The sequence below is a fragment of the Stenotrophomonas sp. YJH_SMC_6 genome (assembly GCF_059371335.1).
Genome location: NZ_JCAFUM010000006.1, coordinates 98799 through 120011, shown reverse-complemented (window position 1 = coordinate 120011; position 21213 = coordinate 98799). Strand labels below are relative to the sequence as shown.

Here is a 21213-nt window from a genome sequence, read left to right as displayed (position 1 = left end):
CTTATTCCAGGTTCACCGAGGAGGCCAGCACGTAGCCTTCGTTGCGCACGGTCTTGATCAGGCCATCCGGCCCACCGTCATCGCCCAGCTTGTTGCGCAGGCGGCTGACCTGCAGGTCGATCGCGCGATCCTGCGCCTCGTAGTTGCGGCCGCTGCTGAGCGCGACCAGCTGTTCGCGCGACAGCACCTTGTTGGCATGGGCGATGAACACGCGCAGCAGGCGGAACTCGGCACCGGACAGCACCACCACGCGGTCGTCCGGATCGACCAGGTGGCGATGCTCCAGGTCGAACACCCAGCGCGAGAAACGCGCACGGCGCACCGCCAGCGGCTCCAGGTTGGCCGGCAGCGCCTCGGTCCGGCGCAGCACGTTGCGGATGCGCGCCAGCAGCTCGCGCGGTTCGAACGGCTTGGCCAGGTAGTCGTCGGCGCCCATTTCCAGGCCGAGCACGCGGTCGATCGGCTCGGCACGCGCGGTCAGCATGATCACCGGCGTGTTCGAGCGCGCCCGCAGGTCGCGGCACAGGGTCAGGCCATCCTCGCGCGGCAGGTTGAGGTCAAGCACGATCAGGTCCACGTGCTCGCGGTCCAGCAGCTGGCGCATGGCGGTGCCGTCTGCGGCCGTGCTCACCTGGTAGCCGGCACGGCCGAGCTGCTCGGCCAGCAGGGTGCGGATGTCGTTGTCGTCGTCGACGATCAGCAGTCGATGCATCGTGTTTTCAGTCTCCATGTCGCGATCATCCCGTGTCGGCAGCTGAACCGCATCCGGGGCAATGCGTACCAGTGTATCCAGCCATGAGCGGGATACCTGTGGTTACGCGTATTCACCGACAGTGTTACATAGAGACATACCCCGAGGATTGAGCCGCCTGTCGCCCGGTCTTCACAATGCCCACCAACGCCGCCGCCGCGGCCCCGAGAGTGAAGCCACGACGTGACGTTCCGCCTGTTGCCCGCGACCCGCCGTGGTCGCCTGATACTGATCGCCCTGCTCGCCCTCATCGTGGCCGTCGCCGCCTGGTGGCTGCTGCGCAAACCCGCCGCCCCGGCGGTGGCGACCACGCCGGTCAGCCGCGGCGACATCGAGCAGACCGTGGAAGCCACCGGCGTGATCGACGCCTACAAGCTGGTCAGCGTCGGTGCGCAGGCCTCGGGCCAGATCAAGTCGCTGAAGGTACAGCTGGGCGATACCGTGAAGGAAGGCGACCTGATCGCCGAGATCGATGCCACCACCCAGCAGAACCAGGTGCTCAACGCGCAGGCTTCGCTGGACCAGGTCACCGCCCAGCGCGCCGTGCAGCAGGCCACCCTGCGCCAGGCCGAACTGGAGTTCGCACGCCAGCAGCAGATGCTGGCGGCCGAGGCCACCTCGCGCCAGGAATACGATGCCGCCGAAGCACAGCTGAAAACTGCCCGCGCCCAGCTGCAGTCCTACGAGGCGCAGATCAAGGGCCGCCAGACCGAGCTGGGCACCGCCCGCGCCAACCTGGCCTACACCCGCATCACCGCGCCGATGGATGGCACCGTGGTGGCGGTGGTGGCCGAGGAAGGCCGCACCGTGAACGCCAACCAGACCGCGCCCACCATCGTGATGCTGGCGCGGCTGGACGTGGTCACGGTCAACGCCGAGATCTCCGAGGCCGACGTGGTCAAGATCAAGGCCGGCATGCCGGTGTACTTCACCACCCTGGGTGACCCCGACCGCAAGTACCACGCCACGCTGCGCCAGATCAATCCGGCGCCGGCCTCGATCGCCAACGAGAACTCGTCCAGCTCCAGCAGTTCGTCCAGCTCCAGTTCCAGCAGCGCGGTCTACTACAACGCGCTGTTCGACGTGGAAAACCCGGACGGCACCCTGCGCATCGACATGACCGCGCAGGTCTCGGTACTGCTCAAGCAGGCCAAGGACGTGCTGATGGTGCCGGCGGTGGCGCTGGGACCGAAGCGCCGCGGCGACGAGCGCATGGTGCGGGTGCTGGACGACAAGGGCCAGCCGCAACCGCGCAAGGTCACCGTGGGCATCAACAACGGCGCCTCGGCCGAAATCCTGTCCGGGCTGAAGGAAGGCGAACGCGTGGTGGTGGGCGAAGCCGGTGCGGCCGGTGCCAGCGCCGGCGGCGGCAACCGCGGCGGCATGCAGATGCGGGTCGGCGGCCCGGGCATGGGTCCGCGCCGATGAGCACGAAGGCGCCGCTGCTGCGCCTGCGCGACCTGCGGCGCGAATTCCCGGCAGGCGATGATGTGATCGCCGTCCTGCGCGACGTCAACCTGGATATCCACGCCGGCGAGATGGTGGCGATCGTCGGCCAGTCCGGCTCGGGCAAGTCGACGCTGATGAACATCCTCGGCTGCCTCGATCGCCCTACCCGCGGCAGCTACCAGGTGGCCGGCCGCGAAACCGGCAGGATGGCGCCGGATGAACTGGCCGAACTGCGCCGCGAGCATTTCGGCTTCATCTTCCAGCGCTACCACCTGCTGGGCGACCTGGATGCGCGCGGCAACGTGGAGGTACCGGCGGTGTATGCCGGCAGCCCCGGCCCGGTGCGCAACGCGCGTGCCGAGCAGCTGCTGCAGCGGCTGGGCCTGGGCGACCGCATGCACCACAAGCCGGGCCAGCTGTCCGGTGGCCAGCAGCAGCGCGTGTCGATCGCACGTGCGCTGATGAACGGCGGCGAGGTGATCCTGGCCGACGAACCGACCGGCGCGCTCGACACGAAATCCGGCGAGGAAGTGATGGCGATCCTCGGCGAGCTGCACGCCGAAGGCCACACCATCATCATCGTCACCCACGACATGAGCGTGGCCGAACACGCGCAGCGCATCATCGAAATCCGCGATGGCGAGATCATCGCCGACCGCACCAATCCGAACGCACCGACCTACCGCGCGCAGCGCGAGGCCAGCACCGGCGTGGCCCGCGGCAACAGCTGGCAGGCGGCCCGTGACCGCTTCACCGAAGCGTTCCGCATGGCCCTGCTGGCGATGAACGCACATCGGCTGCGCACCTTCCTGACCATGCTCGGCATCATCATCGGCATCGCCTCGGTGGTCTCGGTGGTGGCGCTGGGAAATGGCTCGCAGCAGCAGATCCTGCAGAACATCAGCGCGCTCGGCACCAACACCATCGACGTCTATCCCGGCCGTGGTTTCGGCGACATGCGCTCGGCGCGGGTGCAGACGCTCAAGGCCAGCGATGCCGATGCACTGGCAAAGCAGAGCTACGTGGACAGCGCCACCCCCAGCGTGTCGACCTCGGTCACCGCGCGTTACCGCAACCAGTCCTCCACCGCCCAGGTCAGTGGCGTCGGCGAGCAGTTCTTCCGGGTCAAGGGCGTGACCCTGCTCAGCGGCAGCTTCTTCGATACCGACGCGGTGAAGGGCCTCGGCCAGGTGGCGGTGATCGACGAGAACACCCAGACCCAGTTCTTCCCCGATGTCGATCCGGTCGGCCAGGTGATCCTGCTCGGCAACGTACCGGCACGCGTGGTCGGCGTGGCCAAGCGCCAGAGCTTCGGCTTTGGTGGCAGCACCAGCCTCAGCGTGTGGGTGCCCTACACCACGGTGATGTCGCGCATGCTCGGCCAGAGCCACGTTTCCAGCATCACCGTGCGCGTGGACGACGACACGCCGATGGATGCGGCGCAGGAAGCGATCACCCGCCTGCTGACCCTGCGCCACGGCACCGAGGACTTCTTCCTCAGCAACAGCGCCGAGATCCGCCAGACCATCGAGCAGACCACGCGCACGATGACCCTGCTGATCGGCGCCATCGCCGCCATCGCGCTGCTGGTCGGCGGCATCGGCGTGATGAACATCATGCTGGTCTCGGTCACCGAGCGTACCCGCGAAATCGGCGTGCGCATGGCGGTGGGGGCACGGCAGAGTGACATCCGCCAGCAGTTCCTGATCGAAGCGGTGCTGGTGTGCCTGCTCGGTGGTCTGCTTGGCATCGGCCTGGCCCTGCTGCTGGGCTCGATGATCGGCCGCTTCGCCAGTGACTTCCAGGTGCTGTTCTCCACCGCCTCGATCGTTGCCGCGTTCGCCTGCTCGACCCTGATCGGCGTGGCATTCGGCTTCCTGCCCGCGCGCAACGCCGCGCAGCTGGACCCGGTGGAGGCCCTGGCCCGCGAATGAAGATGATGACCCGACTGCCCTTCCCTGCTCCCTCGCGCCTGCTGCTGGTGGGCGCTGTTCTGCTTGCCCTCTCAGGCTGTGCCTCGGTGGGCCGCTACCCGGTGCAGGCCCCCGATGTGGCGGCCAGCTACGGCCGTGGCGATGCCACCCTCAACGCACCGGCCGACGACCCGCGCAGCAGCCTGGATACACCGGGCCGCGACATCCGCCAGGACAGCTGGTGGACGGGCTTCGGCGATGAACGACTGAACCGCCTGGTGGCGCAGGCGCTGGCCGCCAACAGCGATCTGGCCGCCGCTGGCCTGGCCGTGCAGCGGTCGCGCCTGCAGGCCGGCCTGGCCAGCAATGCGCTGTGGCCGCAGCCTTCGTCGTCCGGCGTCAGCGGCAATGCCAGCCGCGCCACCGATCAGGCCGACGACTGGCGCCGCAGCTATTCCACCGGCGTCTCGCTGGGCTGGGAGGTCGATCTGTGGGGCCGTCTGCGCACCCAGCGCGACATCGCCCGCTGGGAAGCCGAGGCCAGCGAGGAAGACCGGCAGAACACCGCGCTGCTGGTGATCGGCGACACCATCACCCAGTACTGGAACCTGGCCTATCTCAACCAGTCCATCGCCACCGGCCAGGCCAACCTGGAGCGGCTGGAGCGCACCCGCGACCTGGTGCAGGCCCGCTTCGACGCTGGTGCGGTATCGCGCCTGGAAGTGCGCCAGGCGCTGCAGAACCTGCAGTCGCAGCGTTCCTCGCAGAGCGCGCTGGAACAGCAGCGGGTGGAGGTGCGCAATGCATTGACCGTGCTGCTGGACGGCACGCCCTGGCCGCAGCAGGACGAACCGCAGGACCTGCTGGGCGCACGCAGCCCCGGGATCAACGAAGGCCTGCCGGCCGAGCTGCTCGGCCGCCGTCCCGACCTGCGCGCGGCCGAACTTCGCCTGCGCAACAGCCTGAAGACCATCAAGGTGACCGCTACCCAGTACTACCCGGCGCTGAGCCTGACCGGCAGCCTCGGCTCCAGTGCAACGTCGCTGGGTGACGTGCTGCGCAACCCGGTGGCCACGCTGGGCGCCGGCCTGTCGCTGCCGTTCCTCAACCTGCAGCGCGCACAGCTGGATACCGACATCGCCGGCACCAGCTATCAGATCGCCGCGACCAATTTCCGCAGGACGCTGTACACCGCGCTGTCGGAAGTGGACAACGCGCTGTCGGCACGAGAGCAGCTGGCGCGCCAGGTGGCGGCCTCGCAGGCGTCGTACGACGAAGCAGTGGAAGTGGAGCGCGCGCAGGAAGTGCGCTACCGCGTAGGTGCCACCGACCTGCGCACCTGGCTGGAGGCCCAGCAGACCCGGCGTGATGCCGAGCTGTCGCTGGCGCGCGTACGCCAGGGCCAGCTGAACAACGACGTCACCCTGTTCAAGGCACTGGGCGGCAGCGCGGGGTGAGGCGGCAAGGGCGCCAACCCAGGTTGGCGACTGCCCGGTGGGTGTCGACCTTGGTCGACACAGCAACGGCCCGGTAGGTGTCGACCTTGGTCGACACGGCACATGGAAAAGAGATCCGACCCCGAAATCAACCGCGCTGGCGCACGGCCTCGAACAGGCTGACGCCCGCGGCGACGGAAACATTCAGGCTCTCGATCTCGCCCGGCATCGGGATCTTGACCAGGCCATCGCAGTTCTCGCGGGTCAGGCGGCGCAGGCCATCGGCCTCGCCACCCAGCACCAGGGCAATGTTGCCCTTCAGGTCCAGCTGGTACAGCGACGCAGTGGCTTCGCCGGCCAGGCCGTAGATCCACACGCCCTGCTTCTGCAGGTCCTTCAGGCAACGCGACAGGTTGGTCACCGCCACCACCGGGATCAGATCGGCGGCACCGGCCGAAGTCTTGCGCACGGTCGCGTTCACCGTGGCCGACTTGTCCTTGGGGATGATCACGGCAGTGGCGCCTGCGGCAGCCGCCGAGCGCAGGCAAGCGCCAAGGTTGTGCGGGTCCTGCACTTCGTCCAGCACCAGCAGCAGGGCCTTGCCCTCGGCTGCGGTGACCAGGCCCTCCAGCTCGTTCTCGCTGTAAGTGCGGGCGGCGGCATAGCGCGCGGCCACGCCCTGGTGGCGTACCGAACCGCCGACACCGTCCAGCGCCTGGCTGTTCACCTTGCGCACGTCGATGCCCTTGCGGCGGGCGTTTTCCTCGATCTCGGTCAGGCGCGGGTTCTTCGCACCGGCCTCGACCAGCACTTCGCGGACGTTCTCGGCGTCGTTCTCGATGGAGGAGGCGACGGCGTTGACGCCGACGATCCACTGGCTGTTCTTGCTCATGCGGGCGGGGACCGGAAAGGGGGTGGCTATGGTAGAGCATCGGCGGGCCGGGCGCTGCGGCGGGGCCCCTGTTGAGCCGAGCCTGCGCTCGCTGCCGGGCTGAGGCCGCGGCGACCTGCCAGCCGAGCCTGGGCTCGGCGCTACAGGGGCGTTACCGGCTGCGCGGCGGCCAGTGCGGCGTGTCGTGGTCCGGGTGCTGATGGGACACGATGGTGGCCAGGAACTCCAGCGCCGCGATGTCTTCCTCGGTACGACGGGCCGGCAGGCTGGCCAGCGTATCGACGAACGGCAGCTTGCGCTCGACCCCGTACTGGATCGTCGGCGGCAGGCGCTCGGGTTCGTCAAAGGCGCCGGCCGCCACCGCCACGCCGTCCGGCGCCTCGTAGCTCAGCGGCGTACCGCAGTCGGCACAGAAGCCCCGGCGCACCACGTTGGAGGACTGGAAATAGCGCGGCTGGCCACGGGTCCAGCTGAACTGCACGCCACGCACCGACACCAGCGGTGCGTAGTAGGCACCGAAGGCCTTCTGGCACATCCGGCAATGACAGATCGAACTGTCGGTCAGCGCGCCACGCACCTGGAAGCGGATCGCGCCGCACTGGCAGCCGCCACTGTATTCGGGTTGGCCTTGCATGCGATGTCTCCTGGTGGTGCCGGCCGCTGGCCGGCAACCCGTCGGTGCCGAGGGTGCCATGGATGCCGGCCAGCGGCCGGCACTACCACGGTCATCAGTATTTCTCTTTCTTCCGCTTGGCCGGCTTGCCACGCTCCGGCAGCGGCGGCAGGCCATCGCCTTCGTCCTCGCCCTTGTGTTCGACCAGGCGGAAGTCGATCTTGCGCTCTTCCATGCTGGCCTTCAGTACCAGGATCCGCACGCGGTCACCCAGCCGGTAGCTGCTGCCGCGGCGCTCGCCGGTCAGCGTCTTGCGCGTGGCGTCGAACTTGTAATAGTCCTGCGGCAGCTGGGTCACGTGCACCAGGCCCTGCACCTTCGACTCGTCCAGCTCCACGAACAGGCCGAAGCTGGTCACGCCGCTGATCACGCCATCGAACTGGCCACCCACGTGCTTTTCCATCCACGCCGCGCGGTAACGTTCGTCGACCTCGCGCTCGGCTTCATCGGCACGGCGCTCGCGCTCGGAGCACTGCAGCGCCAGCGCGGCCATTTCGCGCGCGTTGTAGGTGAACTTGTCCAGCGGCTTGCCGGACAGCGCGTGCTTGATCGCGCGGTGCACCAGCAGGTCGGGGTAACGGCGGATCGGCGAGGTGAAGTGCGCGTACGCCTCCAGCGCCAGGCCGAAGTGACCGTGGTTTTCCGGGCTGTAGATCGCCAGACTCTGGCTGCGCAGCAGCACCGATTCCAGCAGCGTGGCATCGGGGCGGTCGCGGATCTTCTTCAGCAGCTTGGTGTAATCGCCCGGGCGCACCTTCGACCACGGCGGCAGGCTCAGCTTGAACTCCTTGAGGAATTCCAGCAGGTCGGCGTACTTGGTTTCCGGCGGCTTCTCGTGGATGCGGTACGGGGCCGGCACATGGCGCGACAGCAGGTACTTCGCCGCCTCCACATTGGCCGCGATCATGCATTCCTCGATCAGCTTGTGCGCGTCATTGCGCACCAGCATGCCGGCCTGGGTCACTTCACCGCGGTTGTCCAGCACGAAGCGCACTTCGCTGCTTTCGAACTCGATGGCGCCACGCTTGGCACGCGCCTTGGACAGGACCTTGTACAGCTGGTGCAGGCGCTGCACCTGCGGCAGCAGGTCGCCCATCCAGGCCTTGGTATCGGCATCGTCCTCACCCACCGCCTTCCACACCTGGGTGTAGGTCAGGCGCGCATGCGAGTTCATCACCGCTTCGTAGAAGCGCGAATGCGTGACCAGACCGTCGCGGTCGATCTGCATGTCGCAGACGAAGCACATGCGGTCGACCTTCGGCATCAGCGAACAGATGCCGTTGGAGAGCGTCTCCGGCAGCATCGGCACCACGAAGCCCGGGAAGTACACCGAGGTGGCACGCTTCTGCGCCTCTTCGTCCAGTGGCGTGCCGGGCCGGACGTAGTTGGAGACATCGGCAATCGCCACCACCAGCCGGAAGCCATCGGCGTTCGGCTCGCAGTACACCGCGTCGTCGAAGTCCTTGGCATCTTCACCGTCGATGGTGACCAGCGGCATGCTGCGCAGGTCCACGCGGTCGCCGATCATCGCCGGCTCGACCACCAGCGGCACTGAGGCGGCTTCGTCCAGCACTTCCTGCGGGAACTCGAACGGCAGTTCATGGCCGTGGATGGCGGTCTCCACCACCAGCGAGGCGGTCAGCTTGTCGCCGAGCACGGCGATGATGCGGCCGATCGGCGGGCGACGGCTGTCCGGCGCCTGGGTCAGTTCGCAGACCACCAGCTGGCCGTCGCGCGCACCACCGGTCTGGTCCGGCGGCACCTGCACGTTGCGCTGCACGCGCTTGTCGTCGGGCACCACGTAGTTGATGCCCATCTCGATGCTGAAGCGACCGATCAGGCGGGTCATGCCGCGCTCCAGCACGCGGGCGATGCTGCCTTCGCGGCGGCCACGGTGGTCGATGCCGGTCACGCGGGCCAGCACCTTGTCGCCGTGCATGACCTTGCGCATTTCATACGGCGGCAGGAACAGGTCGTCGCCGCCCTCGACCGGGCGCAGGAAGCCGAACCCCTCCGGGTTGGCGATCACCACGCCGGTGACCAGGTTCAGGGTCTGGATCGGGGCGAAGCCGCCGCGGCGGTTCTGCACCAGCTGGCCGTCGCGGACCATGGCGCCGAGCCGGCGCGACAGTGCTTCGGCACGGTCCGGGGCGGTCAGGCCCAGGCGTGCGCCCAGTTCCTCTGCCGTCTGCGGCCCTTCGCAACGCTCCAGCAGGGCCAGGATGGCTTCGCGGCTGGCGATGGGCTGTTCGTACTTCTCTGCTTCGCGGGCGGCATAGGGATCGTCGATCACCTTGCCGGTCGGCGGCAACTTGCGGCCCGGGGCCGGGCCCGGTGCGTCGCTGCTGCGGACCTTGCGGCCACGCGGCGGTGCGCCGCCTTCATTCAATTCAGGGAACCAGCCCGGCAACGGCTTGCCCGGCTTGGTGGCGCGGGCCGTGCCCGCCTTGGCGCCCTTCTTCGGGGCCTGGCTGCGGGAGGTGCTCCCGCCCTTGCTTGGTTTTTTGGTAGTCATCGCCCTACATGGTAGCCGTTGACGGCGTGCAGAACGGGTCAGTGGCCGTCTTGAAGGCCTTGCGTGAAAAATATTCAGGAAGTCGTTGACAGCCTGCGGATTCATCTTCACAATTGCGCCTCTGGAACGCCCAGGTGGCGGAATTGGTAGACGCACTAGTTTCAGGTACTAGCGGGTAAAACCGTGGAGGTTCGAGTCCTCTCCTGGGCACCAACGAAAAAACTCCTCGCTTCGGCGGGGATTTTTTTTGCCTGCAATCCAGCAACGGGGCCGAATTTCTTTCCGAAGGAAAGCGCTCCGACCCCAAGCGAGTGAGATGGGGTCAGAGCCCGCTCCGCACGCGAAACGAGGTCCGACACCGGATCCAGAAAAAGTGTTGACACCCCCGTAACAACACCCCATAATCTCGCTCCTCGACGCCCAGGTGGCGGAATTGGTAGACGCACTAGTTTCAGGTACTAGCGGGTAAAACCGTGGAGGTTCGAGTCCTCTCCTGGGCACCACGTCGAGAATGAGAAAAACCCGCGAGAGCGGGTTTTTTCATGCCCGGCATCAGAGCAGCGGCCGCAGCACCAGTTCCAGCCCGAGCAGCAGCAGGAAACCCAGGAAGCAGCCCCGGAACACCCGCGCACTGATGCGCTGCCGGATCACCTGCCCCAGCCACATGCCCAGCAATGCCGGCAGCACCGCCAGCGCACTCAGCCCCAGCTGCTGGATGCCGAATGCGCCATGCAGCACCAGGCCGGCGGTCAGCGAAATCGTTGACACCGTGAACGCCAGCCCCAACGCCTGCACCAGCTCCTCGCGCTGCAACCCCAGCGACTGCAGGTACGGCACCGCCGGCATCACGAACACGCCGGTGGCGCCGGTCACCACGCCCGACAACGCCCCCACCAGCGGCCCCAGCCAACGCTCGCGCCGCTGCTGCACGCGGAACACCGGCGCAAGCAACGCATAGGCGGCATAGACCACCAATGCCACGCCCAGCGCAACGCGCGACCAGGTGCGATCGACCCGCACCAGCAGCGCGGCCGAGCCCAGCGTCACCATCACCACCGCCAGCATCATCGGCCACAGCCGCCGAACGATGTGGCCCAGCGACGGCCCCGACAACAGCTGCCACGCATTGGTGACGAAGGTGGGAATGAACAGCATCGACGCCGCCGCCACCGGCGACAGCGTACTGCCGAGCAGCCCCATCGCCACCGTCGGCAACCCCATCCCAGTCACACCCTTGACCACACCGGCCAGCACGAACACCACCACCAGCAACAGATAGAAGTACGTCGATTCATTCATGCCGTCATTGGATCGGGCCGTAGCCAGGCGCACAATGCGGTCTTCCCGGCCTCGCCTTCGGCTGATCCGAAGGCGCAGCCGTTGCGATGAGGGCATCACATGCGGATGGATATCGCCGACCTGCGCCTGTTCCTGGCGATTGCCGAGGCGGGCAGCATCACGGCCGGCGCAGCGCAGGCAAACCTGGCACTGGCGTCGGCCAGCGAACGCCTGCGCACGATCGAAGCCGATGCCGGCACCGCGTTGTTGAACCGGCATCCGCGCGGTGTCAGCCTGACCGAAGCCGGTGCCGCCCTCGCCCACCATGCACGCCTGATCCTGCAGCAGCAGGCACAGCTGCGCGGTGAACTGCAGGCGTTTGCACACGGTGCGCGCGGCACCCTGCATCTGTATGCCAACACCGCAGCGCTGACCAACTACCTGCCCTCGCGGCTCGCGCCATGGCTGGCCGAACGCCCGCGCCTGCACGTGGAACTGCTGGAGCGCACCAGCCCTGAAGTCGTGCGTGCGATCAGTGCTGGCCAGGCCGAGGCCGGCATCATCAGCGATGCCGTCGACGCTGCCGGCCTGCAGCAGCATGTGGTCGCCGAAGATCCGCTGGTGATGCTGCTGCCCGCAGACCATCGCTTCGCATCGCGGCGCAGCGTGGCCTTCACCGATGTTGCCGGCGAGACCTTCGTTGCCCTGGCCGATGGCAATGCACTGCAGACCTACATCGAAGACCAGGCGCGCGACATCGGGCGTCGCCTGGACGTGCGCATCCGCATGAAGACCTTCGAGGGAGTCTGCATCATGGTCGGCCACGGCATTGGTGTCGGCATCGTGCCGCGTACCATTGCGCGCCAGCATCGACGCAGTACGCGTACCGTTGCGGTGCCGCTTGCAGATGCGTGGGCACAACGCCGCCTGTGCGCCTGTTTCACCGGATGGGCGCAGCTTTCACCGGCGATGCGCAGCCTGCTGCTTCACCTGGGCGTGCAGCCGCAGAAAAATGTGTGAAATGTTGTTGACACACTCTCTGCCGTCCCGCACAATTCATCTCCTGAGTCGCCCAGGTGGCGGAATTGGTAGACGCACTAGTTTCAGGTACTAGCGGGTAAAACCGTGGAGGTTCGAGTCCTCTCCTGGGCACCACGACTCAAGATGATCAAACCCGCGAAAGCGGGTTTTTTCGTTTCCGGGGTTTGGCGATCCTGGCATCGCAACCGCCACTCGGACTGTCGTATCTCGCACCGTCAGGGCGTCGTCTGCGGGTGCATACCTACTCCCGGCGCGTCGTCACCGGACCTTGAACGGCCCCCTTTTGGGGCGCATTTCACGTTCCCCGTTCAATTCGTACTTTTCCTAGTCGAGATCCACCCGATTCCTTTTCGGTGGGAGGCAGATTTGCGGGAGCCGGCTGCGGGTGTATCGCCACGACCTGACCAGCGCCCCTCCTCTCCCCCAAAGGACGCACCAATGCAGCGCAGCATCATCTGCCCACACTGCCATACCGGCTCGAACCACGGCGTAAGCGTATGCGTGGGATGCCAGGCCGAGGTCCATTACGGCGCATCAAAGGAGGCCGTAATGCTTGTCTTTGTCGCCGCCATCATCTGCGGCGCACTTGTCGGCAGCCGATTTCAGGCCACTGCCGGCTGGCTCGCATGCGGCGCCGTACTTGCGGCGGGGATCTGGGCCATTTCCCGATTGTCTTCCGACCGGTGGTGTTCAAACGCGTCTATCGCACGCGCTGAACCTGCGCCGTTGCACCACCCCGAGGGCAATGCCCGCGCGACCAGCGTCGCCCCAACAAAAACCCCGCCTCGCGGCGGGGTCAAAATACAGCACGGTGTTTCCAGGGAGTTTCAGTGCCCACCACCGGCGGCTGCACCCGCACCTGCGCCGAATGGCGGCTTGGCCAGCCACAGGAACGTGATGATCGCCAGGAAGATCCAGCCCAGCAGGAAGAAGATGTCGTTGAAGCCCATCTGCGATGCCTGGTGGTTGATCATGTTGTTCAGTACCGCTGCGCCGTGCTGCAGGTCGCCCTGCCCCATCGCCGCCACTTGGTCCTGCATGCCCGGCTGATAGGCCGAGATATGCTCGGTCAGGTCGGCATGGTGCACCTGGGTGCGCCGCGCCCACAGCCACGTCGTCAGCGACGCCGCGAAACTGCCACCCAGCGTACGCAGGAACGTGGCCAGGCCGGAGCCCGCCGCGATCTCGCGTCCATCCAGGTCCGACAGCAGGATCTGCAGCACCGGCATGAAGAACAGCGCGACGCCGATGCCCATGATCAGCTGTACGCCGGCCACGTGCATGTAGTCCACCTGCAGGTTGAAGTTCGATCGCAGGAAGCTGGTCATCGACAACACGATGAACGCGACCGTGGCCAGCATGCGCATATCGAAGCGCGACGCATACTTGCCCACGAACGGGGTCATGATCACCGGCAGGATGCCGATCGGCGCCGTCGCCAGGCCCGCCCAGATCGCGGTGTAGCCCATGTCACGCTGCAGCCACTGCGGGATCAGCAGCGCCACGCTGAAGAACGCTGCGTAGGCCACCACCATCGCCAGCGTACCGGCGCGGAAGTTGCGGTGCCGGAACAGCTTCAGGTCAACGATCGGATCCTTGTCGGTCAGCTCCCAGATCAGGAACACCGTCAGTGTCACCACCGCCACGCAGGCCAGCACCACGATCTTCATCGACGAGAACCAGTCCTCGTCGTTGCCCAGGTCGAGGACCAGCTGAAGCGCACCGACGCCGATCACCAGGGTGACCAGGCCGACGTAGTCCATCTTCGGCTTCTCGATCTGCTCCGGGCGCCCCTTCAGCTGGTTGCCCACCACCAGCGCAGCGAAGATGCCCAGCGGCACGTTGATCAGGAAGATCCACTCCCAGCTGTAGTTGTCGGTGATCCAGCCACCGAGGATCGGGCCACAGATCGGCGCAACCACCGTGATCATCGCCAGCAGTGCCAATGCCTGCCCGCGTTTCTCGCGCGGATAGATCGAGACCAGCAGCGACTGCGTGATCGGGTACATCGGGCCGGCCACGAACCCCTGCAGCGCACGCGACAGCACCAGCATTCCCATGCTCTGCGCCAGGCCGCACAGCAGCGAGGTGATGACAAAGGCCAGCGTGGCCCAGACGAACAGCTTGCGTTCGCCGAAACGGCGGCTGAGCCAGCCGGTCAGCGGCAGCGCGATGGCCGTGCTGACCGCGAACGAGGTGATGACCCAGGTCGCCTGCTGCGAACTGGCGCCGAGATTGCCGGCGATGGTCGGCAGCGAGACGTTGGCGATGGTGGTGTCGAGCACCTGCATGAACGAGGCCATCGCCAGGCCCACAGTGCACAGTGCGACGCTGGGCGGCAGGAACCCGGAGGCCGCACCCGGCGCCGCCGGTGCGCCCGGAGCGCCGGGCGCGGCTGGAGCTTGTGCGGACATGGCGACCTCAGCCCACCTTCGCCTGCTGCTGCGGCAGGTTGCCCTGGATGATCGTGTGGATCACCTCGTCGGCATCATGCAGCTGCTTGGCATACACGTCGGTGTCGAACACCGTGCCCTTGGCCGGAGTGCTCGGCAGCACTTCGCCCTTCTGGTCGCGCAGGCTCACTTCAGCCTTCATCGACAGGCCGATGCGCAGCGGGTGTTCAGCCAGCTGCTTGGCATCGATGGCGATGCGCACCGGCACGCGCTGCACGATCTTGATCCAGTTGCCGCTGGCGTTCTGCGCCGGCAGCAGCGAGAACGCGGAGCCGGTGCCCAGGCCCAGGCTCTGGATGCGGCCCTTGTACTTCACGTCACCGGCGTACAGGTCCGACTTCAGTTCCACTTCCTGGCCCAGGCGCATGTGGCGCAGCTGGGTTTCCTTGAAGTTGGCCTCGACCCACATCTGCTCGGTCGGCACCACGGCCATCAGGGCATTGCCCGGCTGCACGCGCTGGCCGACCTGCACCGAACGACGGGCGACGTAGCCGGTGACCGGCGCGACGATGCCGGCGCGGGCGTTGTTGAGGAAGGCCTGGCGCAGCTGCGCGGCAGCCGCCTGCACATCCGGCTGGGTGGCGATCACGGTGTCGTCGACCAGCGCGCGGTTGCGCTCGACGGTCTCGCGCGAGCCGGCCACGGCCGCTTCGGCGGCAGCCAGCTCGTCACGGGCGTGGGCCAGTTCTTCGTTGGAGATGGCGCCGGTGGCGGCCAGGTCCTTGCGGCGGGCGAAGTCTTCGCGCACGCGCTTCAGGGTCACCTGGCGGGCGTTCAAGTCCGCCTGGGCGCCTTCCACGCTGCGGTACAGACCGCGGGTCTGGCGCACCGTCTTGGCCAGGTTGGCTTCGGCCTGCTGCAGTGCCACCGCGGTGTCGGACGGGTCCAGCTGCACCAGCAGCTGGCCGCGCTCCACGCGCATGCCGTCATCGGCGTTGATGGCGACCACGGTACCGGCCACCAGCGGGGTGATCTGCACCTGGTTGCCCTGCACGTAGGCATCGTCGGTCTCTTCGAACCAACGGCCGAACATGAAGTACCACAGCGCCAGTGCGGCAAGCAGCAGCACGACGATCACGAACAGGCCGCGCAGCAGGTTGCCGCGGCGGTTGGGGGCGGCCGGGGCCGCGGTGTCTTGGGTCTGGCTCATGGCGGACGTCTTCAGGAATGCGAGGAATCGGAATGGGAGGCGATCGGTGCGCGGTCGGCGTCAGCGGGCTGGAAACCACCGCCCAGCGCCTTGCTCAGGCGCACCGAGGACTGCACCTGCTGCGACTGCAGGCCGGCCAGCTGCTGCTGCGACTGCAGCAGGGTGGACTGCGCGGTCAGCACGTCCAGGTAGCTGCCGATGCCGGCGCGGTAACGCTGCTGGGCCAGGTCGAAGGCCGAGCGTGCGGTATCCACCGCCTGCTGCTGCGAGTGCGCCTGCTGCGCCAGCGAGCGCACCGCGTTGACCTGGTCGGCGACGTCGCGCAGTGCGTCGAGCACGGCCTGGTTGTAGTTGGCCACCGCCAGGTCGTACTGCGCATCGGTGTTGGCGAGGTTGGCGCGCAGCTTGCCGCCTTCGAAGATCGGCAGGCTCAGCGCCGGGCCGATGTAGGCGAAGGTGGAGCTGCTCTTCAGCAGGTCGCCCACGTTCGGGGCGACCACGCCGGCCAGCGCGGTCAGGTTGAAGCTCGGGTAGAACCTGGTCTTGGCAACCTTGATCTGCTTGTCGGCCGCTTCAACGCGCCAGCGTGCGGCAACGATGTCGGGGCGACGGCCCAGCAGTTCGCTGGGCAGCACGCCCGGCAGCTGCAGCGCCACCGGGTTCAGCGGCTGCGGGCGCTGGATCGACAGGCCACGGTCCGGGCCCTTGCCGACCAGCGCGGCCAGTGCGGTGCGGGCCGCGTCGATCCGCTGCTGTGCGGCCTGCACCTGCTGCTGCGCGGCCGGTACGCGGGCCTCGGCCTGGCGCACCTGCAGATCGCTGTCGATGCCGGCGCGGCGGCGCTGGCGGGTCAGTTCCAGCGACTTCTGCGAACGGGCCAGCTCTTCCTCGGCCACATCGTTGAGCTGCCAGGCGTAGGCCAGGTCGGCATAGGCCTGGGTGATGCCGGTGGACAGGTTCAGGCGTGCGGCCTGGGCCTCGACGGTGGCCGCATGCGCGCCGTCCACGGCCGCTTCCCAAGCGGCGCGCTTGCCGCCCCACAGGTCCACGCCATAGCTGAAGTCGAAGGCGACCTGGCTGCTGCCGGCGTAATGGCCACCGATCTCGCTGCCTGCCATCGACTCAGGCAGGCGCAGCCCGGTATATCCACCGGACACCGACAGGCTGGGCAGCTCATCGGCACGTGCGGTGCCGACCTGGGCCTGGGCCTGGCGCAGGCGCGCGTCGGCGGCGTCCAGGCTCGGGTGGCCGGCCAGGCCCTCGGCGACCAGCGCGTCCAGCTGCGCATCGCCCAGCGCCTTCCACCAGTCCTGCGCCGGGAAGCCGGTGGCGCTGAGGTCGGTGTCGGCCAGGGTGCGTTCGCTGTGCAGGCTGTCCACGTCAAGCACGTGGCCCTGCGGGTTGAGGCCACGACTGCTGGCGCAGGCGGCCAGGGCCAGGGCCAGCGCTGACACCAGCAGCGCGCGCCCGGACCGGCGGAGAGTGGAATGCGGGATCGGGTTCATGGGGTCGTCAGGGAATCGCGGATTCGGGTAAGGAGGGACAGCAGCAGCGTGCGCTCGTCGGCGGAAAGATCACGCAGGGCGTAATCCATCACCGCGTCGCCACGCAGCTTCAACCGCGCCCACAATGCGCGGCCTTCATCGGTCAGCACGATCTGCAGCGCACGCCGGTCCTGCGCATGCGGTTCGCGGCGGACGCAGCCCAGTGCCTCGAGCTTGTCCAGCAGGCGGGTGACTGCGCTGGGTACCTGGTCGATGGCCTGGGCCAGTTCGTTGGCCGTGCACGGGGCCATGTGCGAGAGCACCTTCAACCCGATGTAGTGGGTGAAGCCGATACCCAGGTCTTCTTCAGCCATGGACGCGTCGAGTTGCCGGACCAGGCCGTCGCGCACCTGGCGCAGCAGCAGGCCGAAACTGGGGGGAGTGGTTGCAGGACAGATCATGGGGGAGCATTCTCTTCCAAAAAAAATATTTCTCAATGGAAATATTCGATCTGGCATCGAATGCTGTGTTGCAGCAGTGGGCTGGATCAATGAAGGCGCCTACCTTAATGATCTGGTCAGGTGGCCCGGTAGTACAATTCAGCCAATGGATGACACATTTCAGCCAGCGGACATGATGAACAAGGCAGAAATTCCCGCTCCCAAGCGCCTGCTCAGGGACGACGCACTGGATTGGTTCGAGCGCAACGATGGCCCACCGGTGGTCGCTTTCCGCTTCGACAGCCCGCAGGGGCTGGTCCGGGAAGTGGACTGGCACCACCATCAGCGCGCCCAGCTGATCTGTGTCGAGCGTGGCCTGCTGACCACCCGCACCTCGCACGGGACGTGGTCGCTGGCGCCGGGCTCGGCCGGCTGGATGCCGCCGCTGGAGCCGCATACGGTGACCCTGGATGGTCCGCTGCGCGGTTGGGGCATGGCACTGGCCGCGCCGGCCTGCGCCACCCTGCCCGCCGATCCCTGCGTACTGGGCCTGTCCAAGCTGGCGCAGGCGCTGGCCGACCGCATCTGCGAATGGCCGCTGGGCTACGACACCACGCCCGAGCGCCAGCACATCATCGAGGTGCTGCTGGACGAGATCCGCACCGCGCCGCGCCAGCGCATGCACCTGCCGATGCCGCACGACCGGCGCCTGCTGAAGATCGCCTCGCAGCTGCTGGCCGACCCGTCCGACGAGCGCAGCCTGGCCGAATGGGCGCATTGGGCCGGCCTGTCGCCGCGCAGCCTGACCCGTCACTTCCGCGACGAGACCACGCTCAGCTTCGCCCAGTGGCGGCAACAGGCCCGCCTGTCCGAAGCCCTGCGCCAGCTGACCGATGGCCGCAGCGTGGCCGACATCGCCCATGCACTGGGCTTCAGCAGCGCCAGTGCCTTCGTCACCGTGTTCCGCCGCCACTTCGGGCTGCCACCGGGGCGCTATCTGGCGCGGGTCGGGCATGGCCTGGAAACCGGGCTGGACCCTGCACGTGGCTTGGCATCCCCCGCCGCATCCGGATAATCACAGGATTGCGAGCGGCGACCGCCGTCGCCGCCTCCCGACATAGGTAACAACGCCGCATGACCGAACTTGCCCGCCCCGTGTTCCACGGATTCGAACAACTGCCGCTGCGCGAGTACGCCGAACGCGCCTACCTCGACTACTCGATGTACGTGGTCCTGGACCGCGCCCTGCCGTTCATCGGCGACGGCCTGAAGCCGGTGCAGCGCCGCATCATCTATTCGATGAGCGAGCTGGGCCTGAATGCTGCGTCCAAGCCCAAGAAGTCCGCGCGCACCGTCGGTGACGTCATCGGTAAGTACCACCCGCACGGCGACAGCGCGTGCTACGAGGCGCTGGTGCTGATGGCGCAGCCGTTCTCGTACCGCTACCCGCTGATCGAGGGCCAGGGCAACTTCGGCTCCAGCGATGACCCGAAGTCGTTCGCGGCGATGCGTTACACCGAATCCAAGCTGACCCCGATCGCCGAAGTACTGCTGGGCGAACTGGGCCAGGGCACCACCGACTGGGCACCGAACTTCGACGGCACCCTGCAGGAACCGACCTGGATGCCAGCGCGGCTGCCGCACCTGCTGCTGAACGGCACCACCGGCATCGCCGTGGGCATGGCCACCGACGTGCCGCCGCACAATCTCAACGAGATCGTCAGCGCACTGCTGCACCTGCTGGACAACCCCGATGCGACCGTGCGCGACCTGTGCGAGCACGTGCAGGGCCCGGACTACCCGTCCAGCGCCGAGATCATCACCGCCGCCAACGATCTGCGGAACATCTACGAGACCGGCAACGGCAGCGTGCGTGCGCGTGCGACCTTCAACAAGGAAGCCAACAACATCGTGGTGACGGCGCTGCCGTTCCAGGTGTCGCCGTCGAAGGTGATCGAGCAGATCGCCGCGCAGATGCGCGCCAAGAAGCTGCCGTGGCTGGAAGACATCCGCGACGAATCCGACCACGCCAACCCGGTGCGCGTGGTGCTGGTGCCACGTTCCAACCGCGTCGACGCCGACCAGCTGATGGGCCACCTGTTCGCGACCACGGACCTGGAGCGCAGCTACCGCGTCAACCTCAACGTGATCGGGCTGGACGGCCGTCCGCAGGTGAAGAACCTGAAGATGCTGCTCAGCGAATGGCTGACCTTCCGCAGCAACACCGTCACCCGCCGCCTGCAGCACCGCCTGCAGAAGGTCGAGCGCCGCCTGCACCTGCTGGAAGGCCTGCTGGTCGCCTTCCTCAACCTGGACGAGGTGATCCACATCATCCGTACCGAGGACGAACCGAAGGCGGCGCTGATCGCGCGCTTCGGCCTGTCCGAGGAACAGGCCGAGTACATCCTGGAAACCAAGCTGAAGCAGCTGGCCCGCCTGGAGGAGATGAAGATCCGCGGCGAGCAGGACGAGCTGGCCAAGGAACGCGAGAAGATCCTCGGCATCCTCGACAGCAAGGCCAAGCTGAAGAAGCTGATCCGCGACGAACTGACGGCCGACGCCAAGAAGTTCGGCGACGCGCGCCGTTCGCCGCTGGTGCAGCGCCAGGCCGCGCAGGCCATCGACGAGACCGAGCTGGTGCCGAGCGAGCCGATGACCGTGGTGCTGTCGGAAAAGGGCTGGATCCGTGCCGCCAAGGGCCATGACGTCGATGCGTCCGCCCTCTCCTACCGCGACGGTGATGCCCTGCAGGGCGCGGTGCGTGCGCGCAGCACCCAGCAGGTCGCGTTCCTCGACAGCGAGGGCCGCGCCTACTCGACGCCGGTGCACACCCTGCCCTCCGCGCGTGGCAACGGTGAGCCGCTGACCGGCCGCTTCTCGCCGGCAGCGGGTACCAGCTTCGTGACCCTGGCCAGTGCCGAGCCGGATGCCCGCTTCGTGCTGGCCTCCAGCCATGGCTACGGCTTCGTCACCCGCTTCGAGAACCTGATCGGTCGCAACAAGGCCGGCAAGGCGATGCTGAACCTGTCGTCCGGCTCGTCGGTGCTCACCCCGTCGATGGTCGCCAACGTGGCCACCGACCGCATCGTGGCGGTGACCAGTTCCGGCAACCTGCTGGCGATCGCCGCCAACGACCTGCCGGAACTGGACAAGGGCAAGGGCAACAAGATCATCGAGATCCCGAAGGCCAAGCTCGCCACTGAACGCGTGGTCGCCATCGTGGCGATCAGCCCGGGGCAGACCCTGCAGGTGCGCAGCGGTCAGCGCACGATGGGGCTGAAGTTCAACGAGCTCGACGCCTACCTCGGCGCCCGCGCCACCCGCGGCCACCTGCTGCCGCGCGGCTGGCAGAAGGTGGAAGGGTTGTCGGTGGAATAAGGGCTTGGGCCCTGCCCCTGGTGGGTGTCAACCTTGGTTGAGGTGGGTGTCAACCTTGGTTGACACGCATTACCCCGGCAAACGCCAACCTCGGTTGGCGTTTTCGATCCCAATGGGGTCAGAGCCGTTTTCGTTGAAAACGGATCCGACCCCGGACACGAAAAAGCCGGGGCATTCCCCGGCTTTTTCGTTGTCGGCTGGCGGGCGATGGAGCAGCTGGCTGGCGAAGGCTGGCTGGCGGTGCTCCGGTGCTGGCGGGCGACATTGCTTTGTGCGCCTGGTAGAGCCGACCGCTGGTCGGCTGCCTTTTGCTCCTGGTAGAGCCGACTGTCAGTCGGCTGCTCCTTTGCTCCTGGTAGA

The 21213-nt window shown here is 67.2% G+C and carries 14 protein-coding genes, 3 tRNA genes and 1 pseudogene; 9 read left to right on the top strand and 9 right to left on the bottom strand.

Translation table 11 applies throughout. The features are described from left to right. Position 1: 1 nt before the first annotated feature. Positions 2–730: a response regulator gene (locus AC5P9N_RS08410; protein ID WP_005408779.1), complete on the bottom strand. Its 729-nt coding sequence runs from the start codon at positions 728–730 to the stop codon at positions 2–4. Positions 731–934: 204 nt separating this feature from the next. Between AC5P9N_RS08410 and AC5P9N_RS08405 the strand changes: the two genes are divergently transcribed. From AC5P9N_RS08405 to AC5P9N_RS08395, 3 genes are read left to right on the top strand one after another with little or no spacing between them, the layout of a single operon-like run. Continuing rightward, positions 935–2179, top strand: coding sequence for an efflux RND transporter periplasmic adaptor subunit (locus AC5P9N_RS08405; RefSeq protein ID WP_005408778.1), 1245 nt, complete (start codon positions 935–937; stop codon positions 2177–2179). Continuing rightward, the gene (locus AC5P9N_RS08400) at positions 2176–4134 is read left to right on the top strand and encodes a MacB family efflux pump subunit (RefSeq protein WP_099485249.1); all 1959 of its coding nucleotides are present in this window, start codon (positions 2176–2178) and stop codon (positions 4132–4134) included. The genes AC5P9N_RS08405 and AC5P9N_RS08400 overlap by 4 nt, the downstream gene beginning before the upstream one ends. After that, on the top strand, positions 4131–5570 hold the full coding sequence (locus AC5P9N_RS08395) for an efflux transporter outer membrane subunit (RefSeq protein ID WP_044569740.1): 1440 nt from the start codon (positions 4131–4133) through the stop codon (positions 5568–5570). Before AC5P9N_RS08400 ends, AC5P9N_RS08395 begins: the two co-directional genes overlap by 4 nt. A 127-nt stretch (positions 5571–5697) precedes the next feature. On the opposite strand, the gene rlmB is transcribed toward AC5P9N_RS08395, so the two are convergent. From rlmB to rnr, 3 genes and pseudogenes are all read right to left on the bottom strand, one after another. Further along, the gene (rlmB, locus tag AC5P9N_RS08390; RefSeq protein WP_005408775.1) at positions 5698–6441 is read right to left on the bottom strand and encodes a 23S rRNA (guanosine(2251)-2'-O)-methyltransferase RlmB; all 744 of its coding nucleotides are present in this window, start codon (positions 6439–6441) and stop codon (positions 5698–5700) included. Between the two features lie 151 nt (positions 6442–6592). Further along, on the bottom strand, positions 6593–7075 hold the full coding sequence (locus tag AC5P9N_RS08385; protein WP_005408774.1) for a GFA family protein: 483 nt from the start codon (positions 7073–7075) through the stop codon (positions 6593–6595). A gap of 94 nt (positions 7076–7169) precedes the next feature. Then, positions 7170–9398: pseudogene (rnr, locus tag AC5P9N_RS08380) on the bottom strand (ribonuclease R); the annotation flags it as partial. A 359-nt stretch (positions 9399–9757) separates the two neighbouring features. Between rnr and AC5P9N_RS08375 the strand changes: the two are divergent. Together AC5P9N_RS08375 and AC5P9N_RS08370 are read left to right on the top strand one after the other, a co-directional pair. After that, a tRNA-Leu gene (locus AC5P9N_RS08375) sits at positions 9758–9842 on the top strand. A gap of 205 nt (positions 9843–10047) precedes the next feature. Next, a tRNA-Leu gene (locus AC5P9N_RS08370) sits at positions 10048–10132 on the top strand. Between the two features lie 49 nt (positions 10133–10181). Here AC5P9N_RS08370 and AC5P9N_RS08365 read toward each other — a convergent pair. Beyond that, on the bottom strand, positions 10182–10928 hold the full coding sequence (locus AC5P9N_RS08365; RefSeq protein WP_049395410.1) for a sulfite exporter TauE/SafE family protein: 747 nt from the start codon (positions 10926–10928) through the stop codon (positions 10182–10184). Between the two features lie 99 nt (positions 10929–11027). Between AC5P9N_RS08365 and AC5P9N_RS08360 the strand changes: the two genes are divergently transcribed. Then, positions 11028–11927 (top strand): LysR family transcriptional regulator, encoded by a 900-nt coding sequence (locus AC5P9N_RS08360; RefSeq protein WP_049395411.1) that lies wholly within the window; start codon positions 11028–11030, stop codon positions 11925–11927. Between the two features lie 50 nt (positions 11928–11977). Then, positions 11978–12062, top strand: a tRNA-Leu gene (locus tag AC5P9N_RS08355). Positions 12063–12775: 713 nt separating this feature from the next. Here the strand turns inward: AC5P9N_RS08355 and emrB are convergent. The 4 genes from emrB to emrR are packed head-to-tail and all read right to left on the bottom strand — an operon-like array spanning position 12776 to position 17496. Then, positions 12776–14362: a multidrug efflux MFS transporter permease subunit EmrB gene (emrB, locus tag AC5P9N_RS08350; RefSeq protein WP_032966542.1), complete on the bottom strand. Its 1587-nt coding sequence runs from the start codon at positions 14360–14362 to the stop codon at positions 12776–12778. A 7-nt stretch (positions 14363–14369) separates the two neighbouring features. Next, a complete protein-coding gene (emrA, locus tag AC5P9N_RS08345; protein ID WP_005408768.1) occupies positions 14370–15551 on the bottom strand; it encodes a multidrug efflux MFS transporter periplasmic adaptor subunit EmrA in 1182 nt (393 codons plus the stop codon). Between the two features lie 11 nt (positions 15552–15562). After that, on the bottom strand, positions 15563–17056 hold the full coding sequence (emrC, locus tag AC5P9N_RS08340) for a multidrug efflux transporter outer membrane subunit EmrC (RefSeq protein WP_033834101.1): 1494 nt from the start codon (positions 17054–17056) through the stop codon (positions 15563–15565). Further along, positions 17053–17496: a multidrug efflux system transcriptional regulator EmrR gene (gene emrR / locus AC5P9N_RS08335; protein ID WP_005408766.1), complete on the bottom strand. Its 444-nt coding sequence runs from the start codon at positions 17494–17496 to the stop codon at positions 17053–17055. The genes emrC and emrR overlap by 4 nt, the downstream gene beginning before the upstream one ends. A 172-nt stretch (positions 17497–17668) precedes the next feature. On the opposite strand from emrR, the gene AC5P9N_RS08330 reads away from it, so the two are divergent. Then, positions 17669–18550, top strand: coding sequence for a helix-turn-helix domain-containing protein (locus AC5P9N_RS08330; RefSeq protein ID WP_171956616.1), 882 nt, complete (start codon positions 17669–17671; stop codon positions 18548–18550). Positions 18551–18609: 59 nt separating this feature from the next. After that, positions 18610–20853, top strand: coding sequence for a DNA topoisomerase IV subunit A (gene parC / locus AC5P9N_RS08325; RefSeq protein WP_005408764.1), 2244 nt, complete (start codon positions 18610–18612; stop codon positions 20851–20853). Positions 20854–21213 lie beyond the last annotated feature (360 nt).